19 protein-coding genes are annotated in these 21,132 nt (G+C 65.0%); 7 read left to right on the top strand and 12 right to left on the bottom strand.

From position 1 onward, the window contains the following. The first annotated feature begins 164 nt into the window (after positions 1–164). A complete protein-coding gene (locus BDOA9_RS29640; RefSeq protein ID WP_192859626.1) occupies positions 165–1,550 on the top strand; it encodes a caspase family protein in 1,386 nt (461 codons plus the stop codon). Here the strand turns inward: BDOA9_RS29640 and BDOA9_RS29645 are convergent. The 7 genes from BDOA9_RS29645 to BDOA9_RS29670 all read right to left on the bottom strand — a co-directional run bounded on the left by BDOA9_RS29645 (position 1,523) and on the right by BDOA9_RS29670 (position 8,979). Continuing rightward, positions 1,523–3,649 carry a molybdopterin oxidoreductase family protein gene (locus BDOA9_RS29645; RefSeq protein ID WP_025037574.1) on the bottom strand — a complete coding sequence of 709 codons (2,127 nt, stop codon included), beginning with the start codon at positions 3,647–3,649 and terminating at the stop codon, positions 1,523–1,525. The two genes, BDOA9_RS29640 and BDOA9_RS29645, sit on opposite strands and share 28 nt — an antisense overlap. A 221-nt stretch (positions 3,650–3,870) precedes the next feature. Then, positions 3,871–5,163, bottom strand: a complete 1,293-nt coding sequence (locus BDOA9_RS29650) for a TRAP transporter large permease (RefSeq protein WP_025037575.1) — start codon at positions 5,161–5,163, stop codon at positions 3,871–3,873. Continuing rightward, positions 5,154–5,705, bottom strand: coding sequence for a TRAP transporter small permease (locus BDOA9_RS29655; RefSeq protein WP_025037576.1), 552 nt, complete (start codon positions 5,703–5,705; stop codon positions 5,154–5,156). The genes BDOA9_RS29650 and BDOA9_RS29655 overlap by 10 nt, the downstream gene beginning before the upstream one ends. A gap of 65 nt (positions 5,706–5,770) precedes the next feature. Beyond that, a complete protein-coding gene (locus BDOA9_RS29660) occupies positions 5,771–6,742 on the bottom strand; it encodes a TRAP transporter substrate-binding protein (protein ID WP_025037577.1) in 972 nt (323 codons plus the stop codon). A gap of 297 nt (positions 6,743–7,039) precedes the next feature. Further along, positions 7,040–7,768, bottom strand: a complete 729-nt coding sequence (locus BDOA9_RS29665; protein ID WP_025037578.1) for a Crp/Fnr family transcriptional regulator — start codon at positions 7,766–7,768, stop codon at positions 7,040–7,042. 276 nt (positions 7,769–8,044) lie between these two features. Continuing rightward, complete coding sequence (locus BDOA9_RS39920; protein WP_256375412.1) at positions 8,045–8,173, bottom strand: hypothetical protein; 129 nt, start codon at positions 8,171–8,173, stop codon at positions 8,045–8,047. Positions 8,174–8,265: 92 nt separating this feature from the next. Continuing rightward, a complete protein-coding gene (locus BDOA9_RS29670) occupies positions 8,266–8,979 on the bottom strand; it encodes a helix-turn-helix domain-containing protein (protein ID WP_025037579.1) in 714 nt (237 codons plus the stop codon). Positions 8,980–9,133: 154 nt separating this feature from the next. Here BDOA9_RS29670 and BDOA9_RS29675 point away from each other — a divergent pair, with 154 nt between their 5' ends. Beyond that, positions 9,134–9,454 (top strand): c-type cytochrome, encoded by a 321-nt coding sequence (locus tag BDOA9_RS29675; protein WP_025037580.1) that lies wholly within the window; start codon positions 9,134–9,136, stop codon positions 9,452–9,454. Positions 9,455–9,460: 6 nt separating this feature from the next. Here the strand turns inward: BDOA9_RS29675 and BDOA9_RS29680 are convergent, their stop codons facing one another. From BDOA9_RS29680 to BDOA9_RS29690, 3 genes are read right to left on the bottom strand one after another with little or no spacing between them, the layout of a single operon-like run. Further along, the gene (locus BDOA9_RS29680) at positions 9,461–10,564 is read right to left on the bottom strand and encodes an ABC-type transport auxiliary lipoprotein family protein (RefSeq protein WP_025037581.1); all 1,104 of its coding nucleotides are present in this window, start codon (positions 10,562–10,564) and stop codon (positions 9,461–9,463) included. Between the two features lie 3 nt (positions 10,565–10,567). Beyond that, a complete protein-coding gene (locus tag BDOA9_RS29685) occupies positions 10,568–11,335 on the bottom strand; it encodes an ABC transporter ATP-binding protein (RefSeq protein ID WP_025037582.1) in 768 nt (255 codons plus the stop codon). 2 nt (positions 11,336–11,337) lie between these two features. Beyond that, on the bottom strand, positions 11,338–12,474 hold the full coding sequence (locus BDOA9_RS29690; protein ID WP_025037583.1) for an ABC transporter permease: 1,137 nt from the start codon (positions 12,472–12,474) through the stop codon (positions 11,338–11,340). A gap of 177 nt (positions 12,475–12,651) precedes the next feature. Between BDOA9_RS29690 and BDOA9_RS29695 the strand changes: the two genes are divergently transcribed. Both BDOA9_RS29695 and BDOA9_RS29700 read left to right on the top strand, forming a co-directional pair. Then, positions 12,652–12,927 carry a hypothetical protein gene (locus BDOA9_RS29695; protein WP_025037584.1) on the top strand — a complete coding sequence of 92 codons (276 nt, stop codon included), beginning with the start codon at positions 12,652–12,654 and terminating at the stop codon, positions 12,925–12,927. Continuing rightward, positions 12,928–13,416, top strand: coding sequence for a phage holin family protein (locus tag BDOA9_RS29700; protein ID WP_025037585.1), 489 nt, complete (start codon positions 12,928–12,930; stop codon positions 13,414–13,416). A 396-nt stretch (positions 13,417–13,812) separates the two neighbouring features. On the opposite strand, the gene BDOA9_RS29705 is transcribed toward BDOA9_RS29700, so the two are convergent. Next, positions 13,813–16,506: a bifunctional acetate--CoA ligase family protein/GNAT family N-acetyltransferase gene (locus BDOA9_RS29705; RefSeq protein WP_025037586.1), complete on the bottom strand. Its 2,694-nt coding sequence runs from the start codon at positions 16,504–16,506 to the stop codon at positions 13,813–13,815. A 63-nt stretch (positions 16,507–16,569) separates the two neighbouring features. After that, positions 16,570–17,403: a universal stress protein gene (locus BDOA9_RS29710; RefSeq protein WP_025037587.1), complete on the bottom strand. Its 834-nt coding sequence runs from the start codon at positions 17,401–17,403 to the stop codon at positions 16,570–16,572. A 178-nt stretch (positions 17,404–17,581) separates the two neighbouring features. On the opposite strand from BDOA9_RS29710, the gene BDOA9_RS29715 reads away from it, so the two are divergent. Genes BDOA9_RS29715 through BDOA9_RS29725 form a run of 3 tightly spaced genes read left to right on the top strand, consistent with a single transcriptional unit; the run spans position 17,582 to position 21,113 of the window. Continuing rightward, the gene (locus tag BDOA9_RS29715) at positions 17,582–18,565 is read left to right on the top strand and encodes a zinc-dependent alcohol dehydrogenase family protein (RefSeq protein ID WP_025037588.1); all 984 of its coding nucleotides are present in this window, start codon (positions 17,582–17,584) and stop codon (positions 18,563–18,565) included. Between the two features lie 23 nt (positions 18,566–18,588). Next, positions 18,589–20,127 (top strand): bifunctional aminoglycoside phosphotransferase/ATP-binding protein, encoded by a 1,539-nt coding sequence (locus tag BDOA9_RS29720; protein ID WP_025037589.1) that lies wholly within the window; start codon positions 18,589–18,591, stop codon positions 20,125–20,127. Beyond that, on the top strand, positions 20,127–21,113 hold the full coding sequence (locus BDOA9_RS29725) for a CHAD domain-containing protein (RefSeq protein ID WP_025037590.1): 987 nt from the start codon (positions 20,127–20,129) through the stop codon (positions 21,111–21,113). Before BDOA9_RS29720 ends, BDOA9_RS29725 begins: the two co-directional genes overlap by 1 nt. The last annotated feature ends 19 nt before the right edge of the window (positions 21,114–21,132 follow it).

Consider the following 21,132-nt stretch of genomic DNA (forward strand, 5'->3'; position numbering starts at 1 on the left):
CATGCTCGCTTGCTTGGTCCCGCTTTGCAGCCATTTGCGGCACGTCGGGCCGCGCACGCAAGGGCAATCTGCAAGGTCGCGTCACCATAGCGTGTGGGCGCAACTTCGCTTCGCGATTGAAATGGGGCTTGCGCACGCTATCCTGACCGGAGATTTGATCACCGATGAGCCATTTCATGCGCGCCGCATTGATGTTGTTGCTGGCAGGACTGGTCGTGCTGAGCGGCGGTGCCGCATGCCATGCGGCCGACGCAGCGAAGATCGCGCTGGTCATCGGCAACGCGAAATATCCCGACAATGAGTTCGTCCTCAGCGACGTCGCCAACGATGCCCAGGACGTCGCCGAGGAATTGAAGCGCGGCGGCTTCGTCGTCGACAGGCAGAGCAATCTCACCGGCGATGCCATGCGACAGGTGCTGAGCCGCTTCTACGACCGCATCGAGCGCGGCGCTGTGGCGCTGATCTTCTTCGACGGCTTTGCCATCCAGTCCAACCGCCAGACCTATCTGCTGCCGGTCGACGCCCAGATCTGGACCGAGCCCGACGTCTCGCGCGACGGCTTCAGCCTCGACACCATCCTCGCCGAGATGAACACGCGCGGTGCCGCGATCAAGATCGCGCTGATCGACGCCTCCCGCCGCAACCCGTTCGAGCGGCGCTTCCGCCGCTATTCGGCGGGCCTCGCACCGGCGATCGCACCGAGCAATACGCTGGTGCTCTACTCCGCCGCGCTCGGCGCGGTCACGGCAAGCGGCAAGACGGATCGCAGCCTGTTCGTCGCCGAGCTGCTGCGCGAAATGCGCGCGCCGAACATCAGCGCCGAGCAGGCCCTGACCAACACCAAGAACGGCGTGGTTGCCGCCACCAAGCGCGAGCAGGTGCCCTGGCTGTCCTCCTCGCTGACGACGGACTTCTCTTTCGCAAGCCCGGCGAAGCGGCCGGCAGACGACACGGTTCCGACCAAGCCGGAGGCGCAGACAATCGAGCCGCAGAAGCCGGTCTGCGAGGCGCCCCAGGCGGCGCCCGCCCCGAATGCGGACGAGCTGGCCCGAGATCCTGTCATCGCCGATCTCAGCCGCAGGATCACCGCCAACGCCAACGATACCATCTCGCGCTACAAGCGCGGCCAGGTCTACGCGATCAAGCGCGCCTATGCGCTCGCGATGCAGGATTTCGACGCGGTGCTCCGCCGCGCGCCCAGGGACGCGGAAGCCCTGAACAACCGCTGCTGGACCCGGACTGCGACCGGCGACCTGCAAGGCGCGCTCGCTGACTGCAATCTGGCGCTCCAGATCAACCCCGGCTTGAGCGATGCGCTCGACAGCCGCGGGCTCGTCAATCTCAAGCTCGGACGCAATGCCGAGGCGATCAAGGATTACACCGACGCGATCCAGCGCAACCCGCGCTCCTCGTCGTCGCTGTTCGGCCGCGGCATCGCCGCGCGCAGAAGCGGCGGCGACGGGGCCACCGACATCGCGCAGGCGAAGTCGATGAACCCTGACATCGCGAAGGAATTCGCAGGCTACGGTGTTTCGGAGTGCGCGCCTTGAGCCGAGGCCGCCTTCCTCATCCAGACCTTGTTGTCGTGGAACGCCGCGCCGCCGATCGGCGCGATGGTGTCCGCGCCCGTCAGCATGTTGATGCCGCGGCCGCCGATGTGATTGCTGTTGGGATGAACGGATTCGGCGATCAGGACACCGCGTTGCACGCCCTCGAACAGCGTTGCGATCAGCGTGGTCTCGCCGCGGCTATTGCCGAGGGTCACCGCATCGCCGTCGGCAATGCCGAGCGCGGCGGCATCTAACGGGTGGATCATCACGCTGGCCCTGCCCTCGCGCGCCTGCGAGGACGGCGTCTCGTTGAAGGTGGTGTTGAGGAAGCTGCGCGATGGGCTGGTCGCGAGCCGGAACGGATGGGCCTGATCGGTGTGCTCGATCACTGCCCAATGGTCCGGCAGATCGGGCATCTTGTCGACATCGCCCATGGTGACGCCGAACGGCGGATGCGACCAATCGGCTTTGAAATGGAATTTGCCGTCGGCGTGAGCGAAGCCGTCGAGATAATGCGAGGTGCGGAAGTCCGGCTGCAGGTCGCGCCAGAGGTCGGCCTCGAGGCCGGCGATGTCGCCGTGATTGCTCAGCCTCAAGGTGGCGTCGATCAACTCGCGCGGGCTCATCTCGAAGCCCGGATGCCTGGCGCCGAGCCGCGGCGCCAGCGCCTGCAACACCTCGTGGTTGGAGCGGCATTCGCCCGGCGGATCGATCAGCTTCGCACCCACCGAGATGTGCTGATGGCCGCCGCCGTAATAGAGGTCGTCATGCTCCATGAACATGGTCGCCGGCAGGACGATGTCGGCCATCTGCGCCGTCTCGGTCATGAACTGCTCGTGTACCGCCACGAACAGATCCTCGCGGGCAAAACCCTGCCGCACCAGCGCCTGCTCCGGCGCCACCGTCACCGGATTGGTGTTCTGGATCAGCATCGCCTTGACCGGGCCCTTGCCCTGCAGCGCTTCCGCATCGCCGGTGAGGATACGTCCGATCTGCGACTGGTCGAGCGCGCGCGTCGACTTGTCGATCGCGTCGTGGCCCTCGATGATGGATTCGTTGAAGTGCCACAGCGCGAAATTGTTGAAGAAGGCACCGCCGCCTTCATACTGCCAGGCGCCGGTCACCGCGGGAATGCAATTGGCCGCGTGCATCTGCGTGGCACCGTTGCGGCTGCGTGTGAAGCCGTAGCCGAAGCGGAAGAAGGTGCGCTTGGTTTCGCCAACCGCCTTCGCGAACGCTTCGATCTCGGACACGGGCACGCCGCAGATGGCTGACGCCCATTCCGGGGTGCGCGTCTTCAGATGCGCCTCGAGCTCGGCTGGGCAATCGGTGTACTTGTCCATGTAGGCGCGGTCGGCATAGAAGTCGCGGAACAGGACATGCATGACGCCGCAGGCGAAGGCACCGTCGGTGCCGGGGCGCAGGATGATCCTGATGTCGGCCTGCTTCATGGTGTCGTTGTCGTAGATGTCGACCGCCGCGATTTTCGCGCCGCGCTCCTTGCGGGCGCGCGAGGCGTGCGTCATCACGTTGACCTGGGTGTTGACCGGATTGGTGCCCCAGATCACGACGAGATCGGACAGCGCCATCTCGCGCGGATCGACGCCGGCGATCTTGCCGGTGCCGATCGCAAAGCCGATGCGCGCGACATTGGCGCAGATGGTCTGATAGAAGCGCGAATATTTCTTCACATGGGTGAGACGGTTGAGCCCGTCCCGCATCACGAGACCCATGGTCCCCGCGTAGTAATAGGGCCAGATCGATTCTGCGCCGAACTCGCGCTCGGCCGCGTTGAAGCGCTGCCCGATCTCGTCCAGCGCCTCGTCCCAGGGGATCCGCGCGAATTGACCTGAACCTTTGGGGCCGGTGCGGCGCAGCGGATAGATCAGCCGCTCGGGGTGATGGATGCGCTCGGCATAGCGGGCGACCTTGGCGCAGACGACGCCGGCCGTGTAGGTCTGCTTCTTCGAACCGCGGACGCGGCCGATGCTACGGCCTTCGACCACCTCGACATCGAGGGCGCAGGCCGAGGGGCAATCATGCGGGCAGGTCGAATGGCGGATCTCGATCTTCGGGTTGATCTTGGCGTGCTGGTTCATGTCCCAGTTCGTAACACCAAAATACCGGTCAGCCGAGCGCATTTATCCGGCAAGCCCCATGCGATTTGCTCAAGCCGCGCGCCAGTAGGTCCTGCTGCGATTGCGAAGGAAGCCCCGCCGGTCGGCCGCGCGACCTTTAAGCGCAACCCAAGCTACGCCTTTCGCTGCTTGTGCAACTTGGTCAGACCACTCGGCGAACAGCGTGCTGCTCCCTGCGGCTGCTAGCCCTTGTAGCCCATCAGGAGGCGCGGCAGCCACAGCGAGAAGGCAGGGACATAGGTCACGAACATCAGGGCTGCGATCAGCGCGGCATAGAACGGCAGGATGGTGCGCATCACGGCGCCGACCGAGATGCCGCCGATGGCACAGCCGACGAATTGCGTCGTTCCGACCGGCGGGGTGTTGAGCCCGAGGGCGCAATTGATCAGCATCAGCATGCCGAACTGCACCGGGTCCATGCCCGCCTTGATCGCGATCGGCAGGAAGATCGGGGTGCAGATCAGGATGGTCGCCGCCATGTCCATGAACGTGCCGAGCACGAACAGAATGATGTTGATGAGCAGGAAGATCACCCAGGGCTGCGTCGACACCTTGCTCATCATCGCGCCGGCGAGATCCGCCACCTCGTAGAGTCCCATCAGGTACTGGAACATGGTGGAGACGCCGATCAGCAGCAGCACCACGCCCGTCGTCTTCACCGCCTTGGCGGCGGCGCGCAGGAAGTTGCCCCAGGTCATGGTGCGGTAGATGAAGAAGGTCAGCAGGATGGTGTAGGTGACGGCGATGGCCGCCGATTCGGTAGCCGTGAAGACGCCGGACAGAATGCCGGCCAGGATGATGCCGACGATCAGAAGCCCCGGCAGCGCGGCCGCCAGCGAGCGGACGACCTCGGCCCAGCCGGGGAATTTGCCGGCCGGATAGCCGCGCTTCACCGCGACCGCGTAGGCGGCGACCAGCATGCACACCATCAGCACCAGTGCCGGCAGGAGGCCGGCCGCGATCAGCGCGCCGATCGAGACCTTGCCGCCGGCCGCCAGCGCATAGATGATCATGTTGTGGCTGGTCGGCATCAGGGCGCCCACCAGCGAGGCGTGGGTGGTGACGTTGACGGCGTAGTCGGTGTCGAAGCCCTCCTTCTTCATCATCGGGATCATCACCGCGCCCATCGCCGACACGTCGGCCACGGGTGAGCCCGAGACGCCGCCGAACAGCGTGCAGGCGACCACGTTCGACATGCCGAGACCGCCGCGGATGTGCCCGACCAGGTTCTTGGCGAGTTGCACGATCTTGTCGGCGACGCCGCCATGCAGCATCAGCTCACCGCTGAAAACGAAGAACGGAATGGCGAGGAAGGAGAAGATGTTCATCCCCGACATCATCTGCTGGAAAATGACGGCGACCGGCAGGCCCTCGTAGAGGATGGTGCAGATCGCCGACAGGCCGATCGCGAAGGCGACCGGAACGCCGAGGATCAGAAAGCCGAAGAAGGTGGCGCCGAGGATGATCAGTTCCATGAGGGGACGACCTCTTCGCCGCGCACGAGAGCGATGATGTGCTCGATGGAAAACGAGACGATCAGGAGGCCGGAGGCGATCAGCGGCACGTAGCGGATCACCTCGGGCAGGCCGAGATTGGGAATCTTCACGGTCCCGACCGACGCGCCGAGGATCCAGCCATTATAGGCCATGGCAACGCCGAACACGCCGACCAGAACGTGGATCACGAGCTCGATCTTCTCCCGCACGTGATCGGGGACCATGACCAGCAGGCTGTCCATGCCGATATGCCCGGCATCGCGTACGCCGACGGCGGCGCCGATCAGCGTGACGTAGAGGATCAGGACCAGCGCGAGGTTCTCCGTCCAGGTCGGGCTGGAGTTGAGCACGTACCGTCCGAACACCTGGTAGAAGACGATGGCGACGATGACGAGCAGGCCGGTGACCGACAGGTACATGCCAAGGCGCGCGATGGGGGCATTGACCCGCGACAGCAAGCCGGTGGACGGGCGTGTTGCTACGGCCCCCTGCTCGTGACTTGCGACGTGTGGGTCTGTCATCCCGCGCCTCCTTACGGGATCCGGTGCCGCCTTGCGGCGACCCCGGACCCGGTCCCCGAATTGTCTTACTTCGTGTCCTGGATGCGCTTGACGAGGCTCTGCAGCTTCTCGTTCCCGGCGAACTTCTGGTAGACCGGCTTCATCGCATCGACGAACTCCGCCTTGTTGCCGATCGTGACCACCTGAACGCCGGCGGCCTCGACGGTCTTGCGGGCGGCCTGCTCGCGCGCGTCCCAGAGCTTGCGCATGACGGGCACCGATTCCTTGGCGGCCTTGCGGACCATCGCCTGATCCTCCTTGCTCAGCGTGTCCCAGACCTTTTTCGAGATCACGAGAACTTCGGGCGCGAGGGAGTGCTCGGTGATGTTGTAGAACTTGGCGGCTTCGAAGTGCCGGGAGGACTCGTAGGACGGCCAGTTGTTCTCGGCAGCGTCGACGAGGCCGGTCTTGAGCGCGGTGTAGACCTCGCCATAGGGCATCGGCGTCGGGTTGGCCCCGAGACTCTGGATCATGCCGACCCACAGGTCGGATTGCTGGACGCGGATCTTCAGGCCCTTCAGGTCGGCCAGCGATTTGACCGGTGCCTTGACGGTGTAGATCGAGCGTGCGCCGCTGTCGTAATAGGCAAGGCCGACCAGGCCGGCGGGCTCCATGGCTGCCAGGATCTCATCGCCGATCGGGCCGTCGAGGACGGCGCGCATGTGCTGCGTATCGCGGAAGACGAAGGGAAGGCACAGGGCGATGGTCTCGGGCACGAAATTGTTCAGCGGCGATGCGTTGATCCGCATCATGTCGAGCGCGCCGATCTTGAGTTGCTCGATCGTGTCCTTCTCCGAGCCCAGGGCGCCGTTCGGAAACACCTTCACGCCGAGCTTGCCGCCGCTCGCCGCCGCGAGCTGCTGGCCCATGAACTTGACCGCCTCGACGGTCGGATAATCGGCGGGGTGAACGTCGGCGGAGCGGAAATCGCGTGCGGTGGCCAGGGGTGCTGAGACCGCCAGTGCAACGGCTGTGACGATACCGGTGAGCGTCTTCATTTGGGCTTTCCTCCTGGGTTGATTGGATTGATTATCGTTGTCGGCCCGGCTGCAGGCCGCCTTGGGTCGCTCCGCTTCAGGTGTGAAGTCAAGCGCCAATGTCGTCCCTAGGGCGGGCGGCATTCTCTGTCCAAGCCAAATCCGGCATCGATCGATGCAAGACTTGCATCGATCGATGACCGGCGCAATTCGCACTATGGTGGGTATGGCGGGCGGGCTCGACGTCGCTGGCCCGTGACTTGACGCTCCAATCGAGGCCCCGCGCGATCGCCATCATCGACGGCTAGGCGAAAGGCCTCACTCGCCGCCGAGGCCGCTCTCGGCAAGCTCGCGAAGCGCGTCCGTGTCCAGCACAACGATGGCGCCGTGCTCGAGGCGGACCCAGTTGCGGCCGGCCCAGGCGCGCAATTGCTTGTTGATGCTCTCGCGGGTCATCCCGACCATCTCGCTGATTTCCTGCTGCGTGATGGCGAGCGTGCCGCTGCCGGAATCGAGCTTGCGTTCTTCGGTGAGACCGAGCAGCGCACTGGCAAGCCGACCCGGCAGATTCTGCAGGATCACCTGCTCGACCTGCTGACTGGTCCAGCGCAGACGCGCGCACAGCAGCTCGATGAATTTCATCGCCAGCGCCGGCTGGCTCTTCACGAACGGCAGGAAGTCCCGGCGATCGATGACGTAGAGTTCGCAATTGGTATTGGCAGTCGCATCCGCCGACCTGGGCGCGCCGTCGAGCACGGCGATCTCGCCGAAGATTTCTCCCGGGCCGATGAGATTGAGGATCGCGTTCCGGCCGTCGGGCGACGAGGAGGAAATCTTGACCGTCCCGGCGATCACCGCGAACAGACTGTTGCCGGGATCGCCCTTGGCGGCGATCGTCGCACCGCGCTTGACGGTGGTGTGCTTGGCGTAGCGGCAGAGCTGATCGAGCGCTTCCGGCTCCAGATCCGCGAAGATCGGGTGCTTGCGCAGGACCAATAGCTTGTTGCCCGCCTGCTGTCGGGGATCGCCGGTCTTGTCCTGAGGCACGCCGGGGCTCCTAAGACTACGAGGCATTGAGTTCCTGCGTAGTCAACGTTACCAGGCATTTCAACCGGAAAGCACGCGTCCGATTTGAGGCAAATGCCACGAAAAGGCCGGTAACGGGGAGGTCAGCAGCCGAAAGGCTGCGGCAATGCGTCTTCTTCGACGCAGAGTTGCGGGTAACGCAAACCGCGATTGCGCCGTGACGCTGCCAAAGACCAGCCCCCGCCTGGGCGAGCATCGGCCCCGGCGGCGTTGGACTCGGACCCAGACCTGATGGCTTCAGCGCCTGGAATCCGGATCGAGCCTGCCTTGGCTGGTTTGCCGGTCACCCCAGGCCAGAACTGCGGCGAACACGACGAAGATCGCGACGACGACAACGGTCACCAGCAACGCATCAGCAGGCATCATTCCCTCCCGGATTTGTCTCCGGCATTATTTTGCGGGGCATGGCCGCCGTCATTGATCGGGATCAAATTGCCGAGAGCGTCGTGGACGAGAGGTCAGGCTGCGGCCATGGCTTCGACGCGGGCCGGATCGAGCAGGCTGATGCCGCCGTGAATGATCTCGATCACGCCGAGACGCTCCAGCTTGGTAAAGGTGCGGCTGACGGTCTCGATGGTCAGGCCAAGATAATCGGCGATGTCCTGGCGGCTCATCGGAAGCGCGACCATGTCGGATGGACCCTTGAGCGCAACCAGCCGCTCACGCCAGCCGAGCAAAAAGGTCGCCACCTTCTCGTCGGCCGAGCGGCGGCCGAGCAGGACCATATGGTCGCGCGCCTGGCTCAACTCGCGAATGGCCAGCTCGTTGATGCGCCTGAGCAATTGCGGCCGGTCTTCGATAAAGCGGCCGAAAGGCGCTTTGGGGAATTGGCAGACGTTCACCTCGCCGATCGCATCGGCTGAAAAATTGTGGCGGCCGGACAGATTCATCCCCAGAAAATCACCGGGCAAGGCAAAGCCGACGATTTGCCGCCGGCCGTCAGGCAGCAGCTTGTACAGCCGCATGACACCTTCGAGGACGTTGTAGAACGAGGTCGTGATGTCCTCCTCGGAAAACACCGTCTCGCCCGAACCAAAGTGGACGCGGCGGCCGAGATGCTCGAACTCCCGGAGTTCGGCAGCATTCAGCGACGAGCAGACCGCCGCTCCGCGCACGGCGCAATCGTCGCAAAAATGCCCGTTCGGCTCACTCGTGACCACGAAAGGCTTCATCCACCGCTCCCCGCGTCGGCCGCTCCCGACGTCAGGCCGAGTCCACCGCGCGACTGCATTTTACTGCACCGTGCCGCAGCCGATTGACCCAGATCAAATTTGAGCGGTATCCCCGTCATATTCTGCATCCACGGTTCGACGGGATGATTTTTCCATGCTGCCAAGCGCACTGCGTCACGGCCTGATTGGGCTGCTTCTGATCACGCCTGCGCTAGCGGCTCCAACCGCCGAACAACGCGGCAAGGCCTTTGCCCAAGCGCATTGCGCACGCTGCCACGCGATCGACCGCGCCTCCAAGAGCCCGCTGGAGATCGCGCCTCCGCTACGCAACCTGCATCGGCGCTACCCGATCAACAGCCTTGGTGAAGCGCTGGCCGAGGGGATCTACACCGGACATGCCGACATGCCGGCCTTCGAGCTCAGCCCGGACCAGATCCACGACATCCTATCCTACCTGAAGACGCTGGAACGATAGCCGCCGCTACACGGCCTGCACCGTCCAGCCGACCAGCTCCTTGGCGATCCGACCGAAGGCCGTATTGAACGCCGCGACCGCCGCCGCCGGCTCGATCTTGTCGAGCTTTTCGCTGGCCTCCACCATGCGCGAGGCGATCACCTTGCCGGCCTTGTCGACGATCCGTGCCGACAGCGCGATCTCGGCCTGCGGCTCGCCGTCGGTTGCGACACGGAAGCGCCTGACGTCGATCAGCAACTGGTAGCCGGCCTGACCAATATCGGTCGCGCGCAGCGGCGCGTGCGCGATGTCGTAGTTCTCAAAACTGTCGATCAGCCGCGCCTGCAACAATTTTGGAATGCTGTCGGCCCACAGAAATTCGGCGAAGCCCGGATAATCCTTGACCGGCGAGAACAACATGCGCTGCGTCTGCAACATCGCAACCGCAGTCGGCTCAGGGATCGCCAACGGCTCGGACAATGTCTTGCCGGCCGGACCGAGCTTATCGGGCGCACGGAGATCGAAGGTGATCTTCTGCGCAGGCGAGCCGCCGCCGGTCATCTTCTCGAGCCCCGCGACTATGCCGTCGAGCTTGCCGGTGTTGCGCGCGAGCCCGTCGGAGAAGGTCTTGAAATTGGCGATGGTGTCCTTCAGCGGGCCGGAATTGTCCTGAAGCACCGTGTCGACCCGCCGAAGCGCATCACGGGCCGCCTGCGTCATGCTCTGGCCGGCACCCGCGTCCGCGACCAAGGTCGGGAGCTCGCCGGATTTGGCGACGATCACGCCGCCCTCCAACGTCACCACGGGAACGCCGGTCAGGCCCTGGAATTCGAGGCCGACCCTGGTGTCGGCACGTACCGGCGTCGCAGTTGCAACGGAGATCGTTGCATTGACGAAGCGCGGGTTATCAGGCGCGAGCCCGAGCTGGGTGACCTCCCCGACCCGAATGCCGTTGAACAGCACGCCGGCGCCGACCAGGAGGCCGGGCACCGGACCCTGGAATTGCACATGGTAGTTCGTGCGCGGCCCGATGCCGCCGGTGTTGTTCAGCCAATAGACGAAGCCGAACACCGCGACGATCGCGGCCAGCACGAAACTGCCGATCAGCACATAGGGAGCGCGGGTTTCCATCTCTCATCTCATCTCGTGTTGCAGCATCTGCGAGCGCTTGCCGTGGAAATAGGCGCGCACCCAGGGATGCTCGGATTGCAGCAATTCGCGCATCGGGCCGATCGCCACGATCTTGCCGTCGGCGAGCGCGGCGACGCGGTCGCAGACCGTGGTGAGGCTCGCAAGGTCATGGGTCACCATGAACACCGTGAGCTCCAGGGTCTTTTGCAGCGTCTTGATCAGCGCGTCGAACTCGCCGGCGGCGATCGGGTCGAGGCCCGAGGTCGGCTCGTCCAGGAACAGGATCGGCGGATCGAGCGCGAGCGCGCGCGCCAGCGCCACGCGCTTGGTCATGCCGCCGGACAGCTCCGCCGGATATTTGTCGGCGTCCTCGGCACGCAGGCCGACCATTTCGAGCTTGGCGATCGCGATCTCGTCCATCAGCTCCTGCGACAGGACGAGATTTTCGCGCAAGGGAAACTGGACGTTCTGACGCACCGTCAACGAGGAGAACAGCGCGCCCTGCTGGAACAGGATGCCCCAGGCCATCGCCGCCCCGCGGCCGTGGTTGCCGGCGGGCCGTCCCATGACGTCGATGGTCCCGCTCCGGCGCGGGATGAGGCCGATGATGGTCCGCATCAGGACCGACTTGCCGCCGCCCGATGCCCCCACCAGCCCGAGAATCTCGCCGCGACGGACGTCGAGCGACAGATGGTCGAGCACGGTCTGGCGGCCGAATCCGACCACGAGATCGCGGACGCGGATCGCGAACTGATCTTGCGGCTCTTCCATCGTCACATTCCGATCGAAGCGAAGAAGATGGCGAACAGGCCGTCCAGCACGATCACCAGGAAGATCGACTTCACCACCGACGTCGTGGTCTGCCGCCCCAGCGACTCCGCGCTGCCCTTGACACGTAATCCCTCGCTGCAGGCCACGATCCCGATCACCAGCGCCATGAACGGCGCCTTCAGGATGCCCACCTCGAAATGCGCGACGGAAATGGCCTCGTGCAGCCGCGCGATGTAGATCGCCGGCCCCATGTCGCCATAGAGCTGCGCGACCAGCCCGCCGCCATAGAGTGCGGCAATCGATCCGATGAAGGTGAGGATGGGCAGTGCAATGACCAGCGCCGCGACGCGCGGCAGGATCAGGACGTCGACCGGGTCGAGCCCCATGGTCGAGAGCGCATCGATCTCCTCGCGCATCTTCATCGAGCCGAGCTCGGCGGTGTAGGCGCTGCCCGACCGCCCCGCGACCATGATGGCGACGATCAGCACGCCGAGCTCGCGCAGCACCAGGATGCCGACCATGTCGACCGTATACGATTCCGCGCCGAATCTGCGGAAGTGGAAGAAGCCCTGCTGCGCAATGATGGCGCCGATCAGGAAGGTGATCAGCGTGACGATGGGGATCGCCTGCCACCCGATGCGGTAGAGCTGATACACCAGCGAGGTCAGCCGCAGCGAACGCGGCCGGCGCAGCACACCGATGATGGCCATGAACAAGGCGCCGAGCATCTGCAGGAAGATCGTGATGTCTTCCCGCGCCCCGACAGTGGACTTGCCGAGCTCGCCCAGCCTCGCCAGAACCGGATTGGGCGCGGCGCTCGCAGCCGGCGTGTGGCGATTGACCTGGCGCACCTCGTCCATCAACCCGCTGAAATGATCGGCGACGCCGACGAACTCGGCCGACCTGCCTGACGTTGCAGCCCTGCGCGACAGCTTCTCCAGGACCCAGGCGCCGAGCGTATCGAGCGCGCTGATGCCCGACATGTCCAGCGTTACGGCGCGCGAGCGATCGACGTCGGTCCCGACCGACCGCGACAGAGTCTCGAGCGTCACCACGTTCGCGGCGGTCCATGGACCCTCGGGGCGCAGTTTCAGCACGTCGCCGGACGGCGTCGCGTGCAGCAGCGGTTCGTGGTTCACGCTTTCCACCTCATCGGGACAATTGGTCCCCATTCAGCCGGCATTTCTAGGCCAGCATGTGGCGGCCGGATTGACCTGTCTCAAGACCCTGAACGGGCTCAGCCTCTTGACGCAAATCAAGCGCGATCGCGCGGGCCGGTCTTAGGCTGGCTCGGATGCAATGAGGACACCAAATCCATGTTCGACAGTGACAGGATGAGCGAGGAATTGCGGGCCCTGAAGGTCGACGTCACGCGCCTGTTGAGCACCGCGGGCGAGGATATGTTCGAGAGCTCGAAAGCCCGCACCGAAGCGCTCGCCGATCAGATCAGGGCCGCGCTCGCCGAGCTCGGCGAGACCGTCGAACAAGAGGGGGAGCAACTCCAGGGCCTCGTCGCAGAGCGCCCGATCACTTCGCTCGCCTCCGCCTTCGCCCTGGGCGTGGTTGTCGGCTTCATGCTGAGGAGACACTAGGTGAATACCGAGAATGTCGTCAAACATCTGCGCGTGCTGTGGCGCACCGACAGGATCATCGCGGACATCAGGCTGCGCCATTTGCTGATCGGCCTCGGCCTGCGCGCCTTCGCGGCGCTCATCGCCGCGTTCGGGCTGCTGATGCTGGAGCTGTCGGCCTATTTCGCGCTGGTGCAGATCTGGAGCGCGATTGCCGCGGCTGCCATCCTCGGCGCCGTCAATTTCGTCATCGCGGCCGCTCTCTTCCTGATCGCCGGCCGTTCCCCGTCGGGGCGTGACATCGAGCTCGCCAACGAAATTCACGACACATCCATCGAAGCCCTCCAGCTCGAGGCACGAGCACTCCAGGCCCAGGTGTCGGGCGCGGTGCATCATCCGCTGAGCACGATCGTGCCGGTGCTGGTGCCGCTGATCGCGATCATCATCAAGACTCTGCGACCGACAGCCAGGACGTCCGATGAGGCAAATTCGTCCGAGGCGCGCTCCTGAGACGCCCGCCGTTGGCGGCCCTCAGGATGAGGGTCGGGGGCTGCTACGGCAGAACGCTGTTTCCCAACAAAAATTCGAAAACAACCCCATGCACAGTAGACCGCCCCTGTCAGAACAAGGACTTGCGGGACGAGCAAAGCATATTTCTGATTTTCGAAATAAATCCTGGCGCGTCGGGCAAAACAGTGGCATACTGGCATCATCGCAACAGTCACGAGCGTCACGGCCTGCAAGGCCGCGACCATCGCGACGCGGTTACGCATAAACCCTTATGGACATTTTCGAAATTCGCATTCGCGCGCAACGCGCCTGCGCCGCAAGGACTCAGTGCGCAAAGCGAGAGGGGAGTACACCTCCGTCGTGCCACAAGCATGATTCAGCGCGCAGGTCCGGACGTCAGAGCTTCAGCCTGACGTCGCAGATTTCAGGCTCGGCCGGGTCCGGCTTGACCTCGAAGCCGAGCTGCCGGCACATGTCGAGCATCACGGTATTCTCCTGCAGTACGTCGCCCGATATGGTCTTCAATCCTTCCGACCGCGCGTAGTCGATGATCAGCTGCATCAGGGCCCAGCCGAGCCCCCTGCCCTTGAGGTCGGACCGCAGCAGGATCGCGTATTCGCCGGTCTCGTAGATCGAGTCGGAATGGAGCCGGACCACGCCGACCATTTCGCCGCTGGCCTCCTCGAATGCGATGAAGGCCATCGCGCGCGCATAGTCGAGCTGGGTCAGGCGCGCGATGAACTCGTGGGTGAACTCCTTCATTGGGGCGAAGAAGCGCAGGCGAAGGTCGTGTGCCGTGACGTGACGCAGGAATTCGTGGATGGTCGGCTCGTCCTCGGGGCGCATCGGCCGCACGAAGATGCGCCAGTCCTCCTTGAGCTTGATGCGGCGCTCCCATTGCGATGGATAGGCACGGACCGCGAAATTGGCAGGGCCGGAGCCGGCGAACTTCCGCTGCGGCGGCCCGACCGCGACGCGGGCATCCACCGCGGTCACGCCGGTTTCGTCGGCCAGCAGCGGGTTGATGTCGAATTCGCGGATCTCGGGAATGTCGGCCGCCATCTGCGCCAGCTTGACCAGCACCATGGCGACGGCGTCCTGCTTGACCGCCGGCACGTCGCGATAGGCCTTCAGCAGCCGCGACACGCGCGTGCGGTCGATCAGATCGCGGGCCAGTTGCAGGTCGAGCGGCGGCAGCGCCAGCGCCTTGTCGTTGATGATCTCCACCGCGGTGCCGCCGCGGCCGAAAACCACCACCGTGCCGAAGGTCGGATCGTCGGCAAGGCCCAGGATCAGCTCGCGCGCCTTTGCCTTGACGACCATCGCCTGGACGATGACGCCGCCGATGCGCGCCTCGGGCCGCAGCTTTCTCGCTCGCGCAAGAATGTCGGCGGCCGCCGTACGGACGGCCTCCGGGGTCGTCAGATTGAGCACGACGCCGCCGACGTCGGATTTGTGGGTGATGTCCCGCGACATGATCTTCAGCACGACGGTCTCGCCTTGCGCGAAGATGTCCTTTGCATAGGTCACCGCCTGCTCGACGTCCGCTGCCGCATAGGTCGGCACCATCGCGATGTCGTAGGCTTCGAGCAGGTGCTTGATCTCGACGGGTTCGAGCCACTGGCGGCCGTCCGCGATCGCGGCCGTGATGATTTCTCTCGCTCCCCTGGCATCCGGAACGAACGTATCGGGCATCGCGGGCGGCACCTGGCTCAGCTCCTCCACCACTTCGCGGTGCCGGACCAAATGCATGAAGCCGCGCACGGCATCGTCCTCGGTGGGATAGTTCGGCACGCCGGCACTGGAGAGTGCCTGGATGATGTGCTGATCGGCGCCGATCCAGGCCGCCAGCACGGGCTTCGCCCATCGGCGGTGCTGCTCGCGATACTTGGCCACGAGCTCCGTCACGGTCTTGGCGATCTCGGCGGCCGAGGCGATCGCCGTCTGCACGTTGAGGACGAGGACTGCGTCGTTGTCGCGGTCGGCCAGCAGTTCCTCCAGCGCCGCCGCGTAGCGCGCCGCATCGGCGTCGCCCACGATGTCGACGGGGTTTGCACCCGACCAGGTCGGCGGCAGCGCCGCATCGAGCTTCTTGCGCGCTTCCGTCGAGATGGTCGCCGGAATACCTCCGAGCTCGACCAATCGATCGACGGCGAGGACGCCGATGCCGCCACCATTGGTCAGGATGGCGAGACGCTTTCCGGTCGGCGATTCGACGCGGCCGAGTGTCTCGGCACAATCGAACAGCTCGCGCAGATCTGACACCCGCAGCACACCCGCGCGGCGGAACGCCGCATCATAGACGGCATCGGCTCCGGCGAGCGCCCCGGTATGCGTGGCAGCGGCCTTCGCACCCTGCGCCATGCGGCCGGACTTCACGACGACGACGGGCTTCACCCGCGCGGCCGCGCGCGCCGCCGACATGAACTTGCGTGCGTCCTTGATCGCCTCGATATAGAGCAGGATCGCGCGGGTCTTGTGATCCATCGCGAAATGGTCGAGCAGATCGGCAATGTCGACGTCGATCTGATCGCCGATCGAGACGATGCCGGAGAAGCCGACGCCGCGCTGCGCGGCCCAATCCACCATGCCGGCAGCAATGGCGCCGGATTGCGAGATCAGCGCGAGGTTGCCGGCCCCCGGCATGTGCGCGGCGAAACTGGCGTTCAGGCTGACGCCCGGCATCATGATGCCGAGGCAGTTCGGCCCGATCAGCCGCATGCCGTGTTTGCGCGCGGCAGCGCTGGTCGCCTCGTGCAGCGATCCCTGTCCCTGGCCGAGCCCGGCCGAGACGATCAGCGCACCGGCAGACCCGCGACGGCCGGCCTGCTCGACGATGCCTGGAATCTCGCCCGCAGGCGCGGTGACGACGACGAGCTCGGGCACGAAGTCCAGCCTGTCCAGGCTCTTCACCGCCGCGATGCCGCCGATCTCGGCATGGCGCGGATTAACGAGGCCGAACCGCCCCTTGAAGCCGGCCTTGCCGATGTTCTCCAGGACCGCGCGTCCCACGGACGCCGGACGCGCGCTCGCGCCGACGAGCGCGACCGAGCGCGGCGACAGCAGGTTGTTCAGACGATAAGTCGACATGAAAACAAATGCGCCGCGCCGGCGGCGGTTCCGATGATTGAGGATCAGGCTGGAAGAACATGCCTAGTGCGAGATCATAACCCAGCACGGTGGCTGGCCAATGACGGTCTTTGTCACACCGCCCCACACGATCTCGTTCAGGCGCGAATGATGATAGGCACCCATCACGATCGCATCGATGCCATGGGAATTCGCCCAGCTTCCCAATACTTTGCCGGTCGAGCTGCCGCCCCCCTTCGTGGTTTCGAAGGAGGCAAAGACGCCGTGTTCCCGCAAATGGCCGACGAGTGCTGTTCCGGATTGGACGATCGCGTCGGTCTTGTCCTCAGCCACGGTCAGCACACGGACCGAGCTGGCCGCCTGAAGAACGGGCAACGCATCGCCGACTGCACGCGCGGCCCGTGCAGAATGATCCCAGGCAATCACGACGTGCTCGAACTCTGGCCGGAGCTCGTCGGCACGATGTTCGGGACAGAGCAGAAGGGGCCGTCCGGATCCGAACAGCAGCGCTTCGATGATGGCTTCCGTTCGACTGTCGTGCGGTTTCACGGGAACCAGCGTGAGGTCGCTGAAGCGAGCATGCTCGGCCAGGATCGCTCCGATCTGATCCGCGGGCACCTTGCCCGATCGGCTCTGGGCACGGATGTTGGCGCGCGAAGCCGCATCGGTGAAGGCATTCAGCAGCTGCTCCATGTCGCTCGCCTCGAGGCTGGCCGGCGCGAACTCGCGATCGTCAGGCAGCATCACCTTCGGCCGCTCGAAAACATCTTCCTCGAGCGCGAGCGCGGTGATCCTGGCACCGAGATCGGCGGCGACAGAAACGCATTTCTCGATCGCAACCAGGGCTGGCCCGCGCGGCTGGCCGACAAGGGGCAGAAACACATCCTTGATGGGCATCGGAATTCTCCAGAGCCACCATCATAGGCCGGCTGTCGTCGAATCTCTTGATCCTCGTCAAGACCGGGGGAAACTCCGTCCGATCACCCGGGGGAACAGGCGTTGACTGACGTCAAGGACTGGCCACTCGGCCATTCTATGGATAGTTCAGTCGGAGCGGTTCGCCCCGGAGATAGACATGCGTGCGATGGTGTTGCCGGCCCCACGAGCGCGGCTCCAGATGGAGGAGCGGCCTGACCCGATGCCTGGCGAGGGTCAGATCCGGGTGAAGATCAGCGCCTGCGGTGTATGCCGCACCGATCTGCATCTCGTCGACGCCGAGCTGCCCGGTATCCGCTATCCGATCGTGCCTGGCCACGAGATCGTCGGCCGCGTCGACCTCGTCGGTGCGAATGTGACGACACATGCGCCTGGTGACCGCGTCGGCATTCCCTGGCTCGGCTTCACCTGCGGGACGTGCCGCTTCTGTCGGGAGGGCATGGAAAATCTCTGTGACGCGCCGCTGTTCACCGGCTACACGCGCGATGGCGGCTACGCGACCCACACCATCGCCGACGCCCGTTACGCCTTTCCGCTCGGCGAGACCGGCAGCGACGTCGAGATTGCGCCTCTGCTGTGCGCGGGGCTGATCGGCTGGCGCTCGCTGGTCCTTGCCGGCCCCGCCGAGAGGCTCGGCCTCTATGGCTTCGGGGCCGCCGGCCACATCATTGCGCAAGTCGCGGTTTGGCAGGGACGCTCCGTCCATGCATTCACGCGCCCTGGCGATGCCGCTGCGCAAGACCTTGCACGCCGTCTCGGCGCCGTCTGGGCGGGCTCATCGGACCAGGTGCCCGACGAGCCGCTCGACGCCGCGATCATCTACGCGCCAGCCGGCGAGCTGGTCCCGGCGGCGTTGCGCGCCGTGCGCAAAGGCGGTCGCGTCGTCTGCGCCGGCATCCACATGAGCGACATTCCGAGCTTTCCGTATGATTTGCTGTGGCAGGAACGGCAGCTGGTCTCGGTCGCCAATCTGACCCGGCAGGATGGCCTCGATTTTCTCAAGGTCGCGCCGCAAGCCGGCGTGCGCACCGAGACGACGGCGTTTCCGCTCGATCAGGCCAACGAGGTCCTGACCATGCTGCGCAACGGCCAGATCCTCGGCGCGGCCGTGCTGACGCCCTGATGGTGCTTGCCATGGCCGCTTCGATGAAGGATGACACGGCGGCTCAGGAGCGCATCTTTGCGATGCTGACCGACCATCCCGGCGTCAGGCGCATCGACACACATGCTGCCTCGGTGTTCCTGGATGCAAACCGCGCGCTGAAGATCAAGCGCGCCGTCCGATTTCCCTTCCTCGACTATTCGACGCTGGAAAAGCGCAAGGCGGCCTGCGAGGAGGAGATCCGGATCAACCAGCCTCTGGCCCCACAGATCTATCGTGGCGTCGTGGCGATCACGGAAGAGCCGGATGGATCGGTGAAGGTCGACGGCACCGGGCGGCCGATCGAATATGCGGTCGAGATGTCGCGTTTCGACGAAAGCAGGACGCTGGATCATCTGGCCGAGGCTGGCCCGCTGGATGCGAAGCTCGCCTCCGCCGCCGCTGACGCCATCGCGGCTTCGCACGCGGCGGTGCCACGCGCCGACGGACAAGCGTGGGTCTCCTCCATCCCGGCGCTGATCGACGGCAACACGAATGGTCTGCGGGCCGGTGGCCATTTCGGCGCAGACGAGATCAAGCAACTCGGCAACGCCTCGCACACGGCCTATCAGCGTATTCGTCCCCTGCTCGCGGAGCGCGGCCGCCGTGGCTTCGTGCGCCGCTGCCATGGCGATCTGCATCTGGCAAACATCGTCATGATCGATGATCGTCCCGTGCTGTTCGATGCGATCGAGTTCAACGCGCAGATGGCGACGGTCGACGTGCTCTACGATCTCGCATTCACGCTGATGGACCTGTTGCAGCACCATCAGCCGGGCGCGGCAAACATGGTGCTGAACCGCTATCTCGACGCGACGTCGACCGACAATCTCGACGCGCTCTCGACCCTCCCGCTGTTCATGTCGATCCGGGCGGCGATCCGCGCCCAGGTGACCCTGGCCCGGCTCAAGCGGCCGCATTCCGACGGTCCCGGCGTTCTCGATCAGGCACGACGCTATTTCGCACTCGCGGGGATGCTGATCCGTCCTCCTGCTCCGCGTCTGATTGCCGTCGGCGGACTGTCCGGCACCGGAAAGACCGCCTTGGCGCACGCGCTCGCGCCGGTCGTCGCACCGCAGCCGGGCGCCGTCGTGCTGCGCAGCGATCTCGTCCGCAAGCAGATGTTCGCCGTCGAGGATACCCATCGCCTGCCGCCTTCAGCTTATACGCCGGAGGTCACGGCCCACGTCTACGACACGCTGGTGCAGCAGGCCCGGCGGGTGCTGGCGCAGGGCCATTCGGCGATCATCGACGGCGTCTTCGCGCGCGAGGACGAACGCGACGCGATTGCGGCGCTGGCGCGCGAGCGCAACGTGGCGTTGAACGGGCTGTTCCTGGTCGCGAACCTCGCGACCCGACAGGCGCGCATCGGCGGCCGCAGGGGAGACGCATCGGACGCCACGCCGGAGGTTGCCGCGCTGCAAGAGCACTATAATATCGGCCGTGTCGACTGGGCGACCATCGATGCATCCGGGACACAGCAGCAGACGCTGCAGAACTGCCGGAACGTCATCGCTGAGGGGCAAACAAGGCAATCTGATTGATGCGGACAAGGAAGTCGCGACCCACCACGCGCTCGACTCCAACCACGCATGCCAAGCCGGCAACGCGGCGAAACGCGCTGCCCGCCCGCCTCAGCCCCGGCATGGCCTGCGACACGGCCTTCCGGATCATCGCCCGCCGACACCTCGACGCGGTGATCGCCCAGCACGACGGCACCTGCCGCGGCGATCCCGATGCGCTGCACCAGATCCGAATCGCCCTGACGCATCTGCGGACTGCCATCCGCTTCTTCTCGCCGATGGTCGACGATACGCTGCGGCCGGATGTCTGGGCCGAGCTGAAATGGCTGAACGGCCAGCTCGGCATGGTGCGGGACCTCGACGTGGCCATCGAGCGGATCGTCGCAGAGAGTGGCGCCGAGCTTGCCGTGGTTGCCGAGCTTCAGCGCTGGGACGAGAAACGCGGGGAGAGTCACCGGCTGCTGGCGCGCGCGCTGCAATCGGCGCGGTATCGCCGCCTGATCGAGCAGACCTCAACGTGGATCGAAAGCGGCCCCTGGTCGACCCGCCGCAGCAAGGAAGCCATCCGGCTGCGCCGCCGCACCCTCGCCGACCATGCGACGGAGCGGCTGACCGAGTGGGAGACGACGCTGCTCAGGAAGGCCCGGAAGCTGAAGAAGCTCGATGTCGAGAAACGTCACAAGCTGCGGCTCCTCAACAAGCGAATGACCTATTCGGTGGAGTCGCTTGCGGATCTGTTTGCCGATGGGGCGGCGATCAAGCAGAAGTCCATCCTCAAGCAATTGCGCAAGGCACAACGGTCGCTCGGTCAGTTGAACGATGATGCTCGGGGACAGGCGTTGGCGGCGTCGCTGAATGGCGCCGGCCTCGAAGCCAGTAATCGATTTCTCGATCGCAAGCGGGAAAAGAAGCTGTTGCGGAAGGCCTCGAAGGCCTACCGCAAACTGGACAAGACCAAGCCGTTCGGCTCCTCGGATCTCGCGCCGAGTTCGGAGCCGGAGGCCTAAAGCGCGATGCGATAAGGAT

It is taken from the genome of Bradyrhizobium sp. DOA9 (assembly GCF_000617845.2).
Taxonomy (GTDB): Bacteria; Pseudomonadota; Alphaproteobacteria; order Rhizobiales; family Xanthobacteraceae; genus Bradyrhizobium.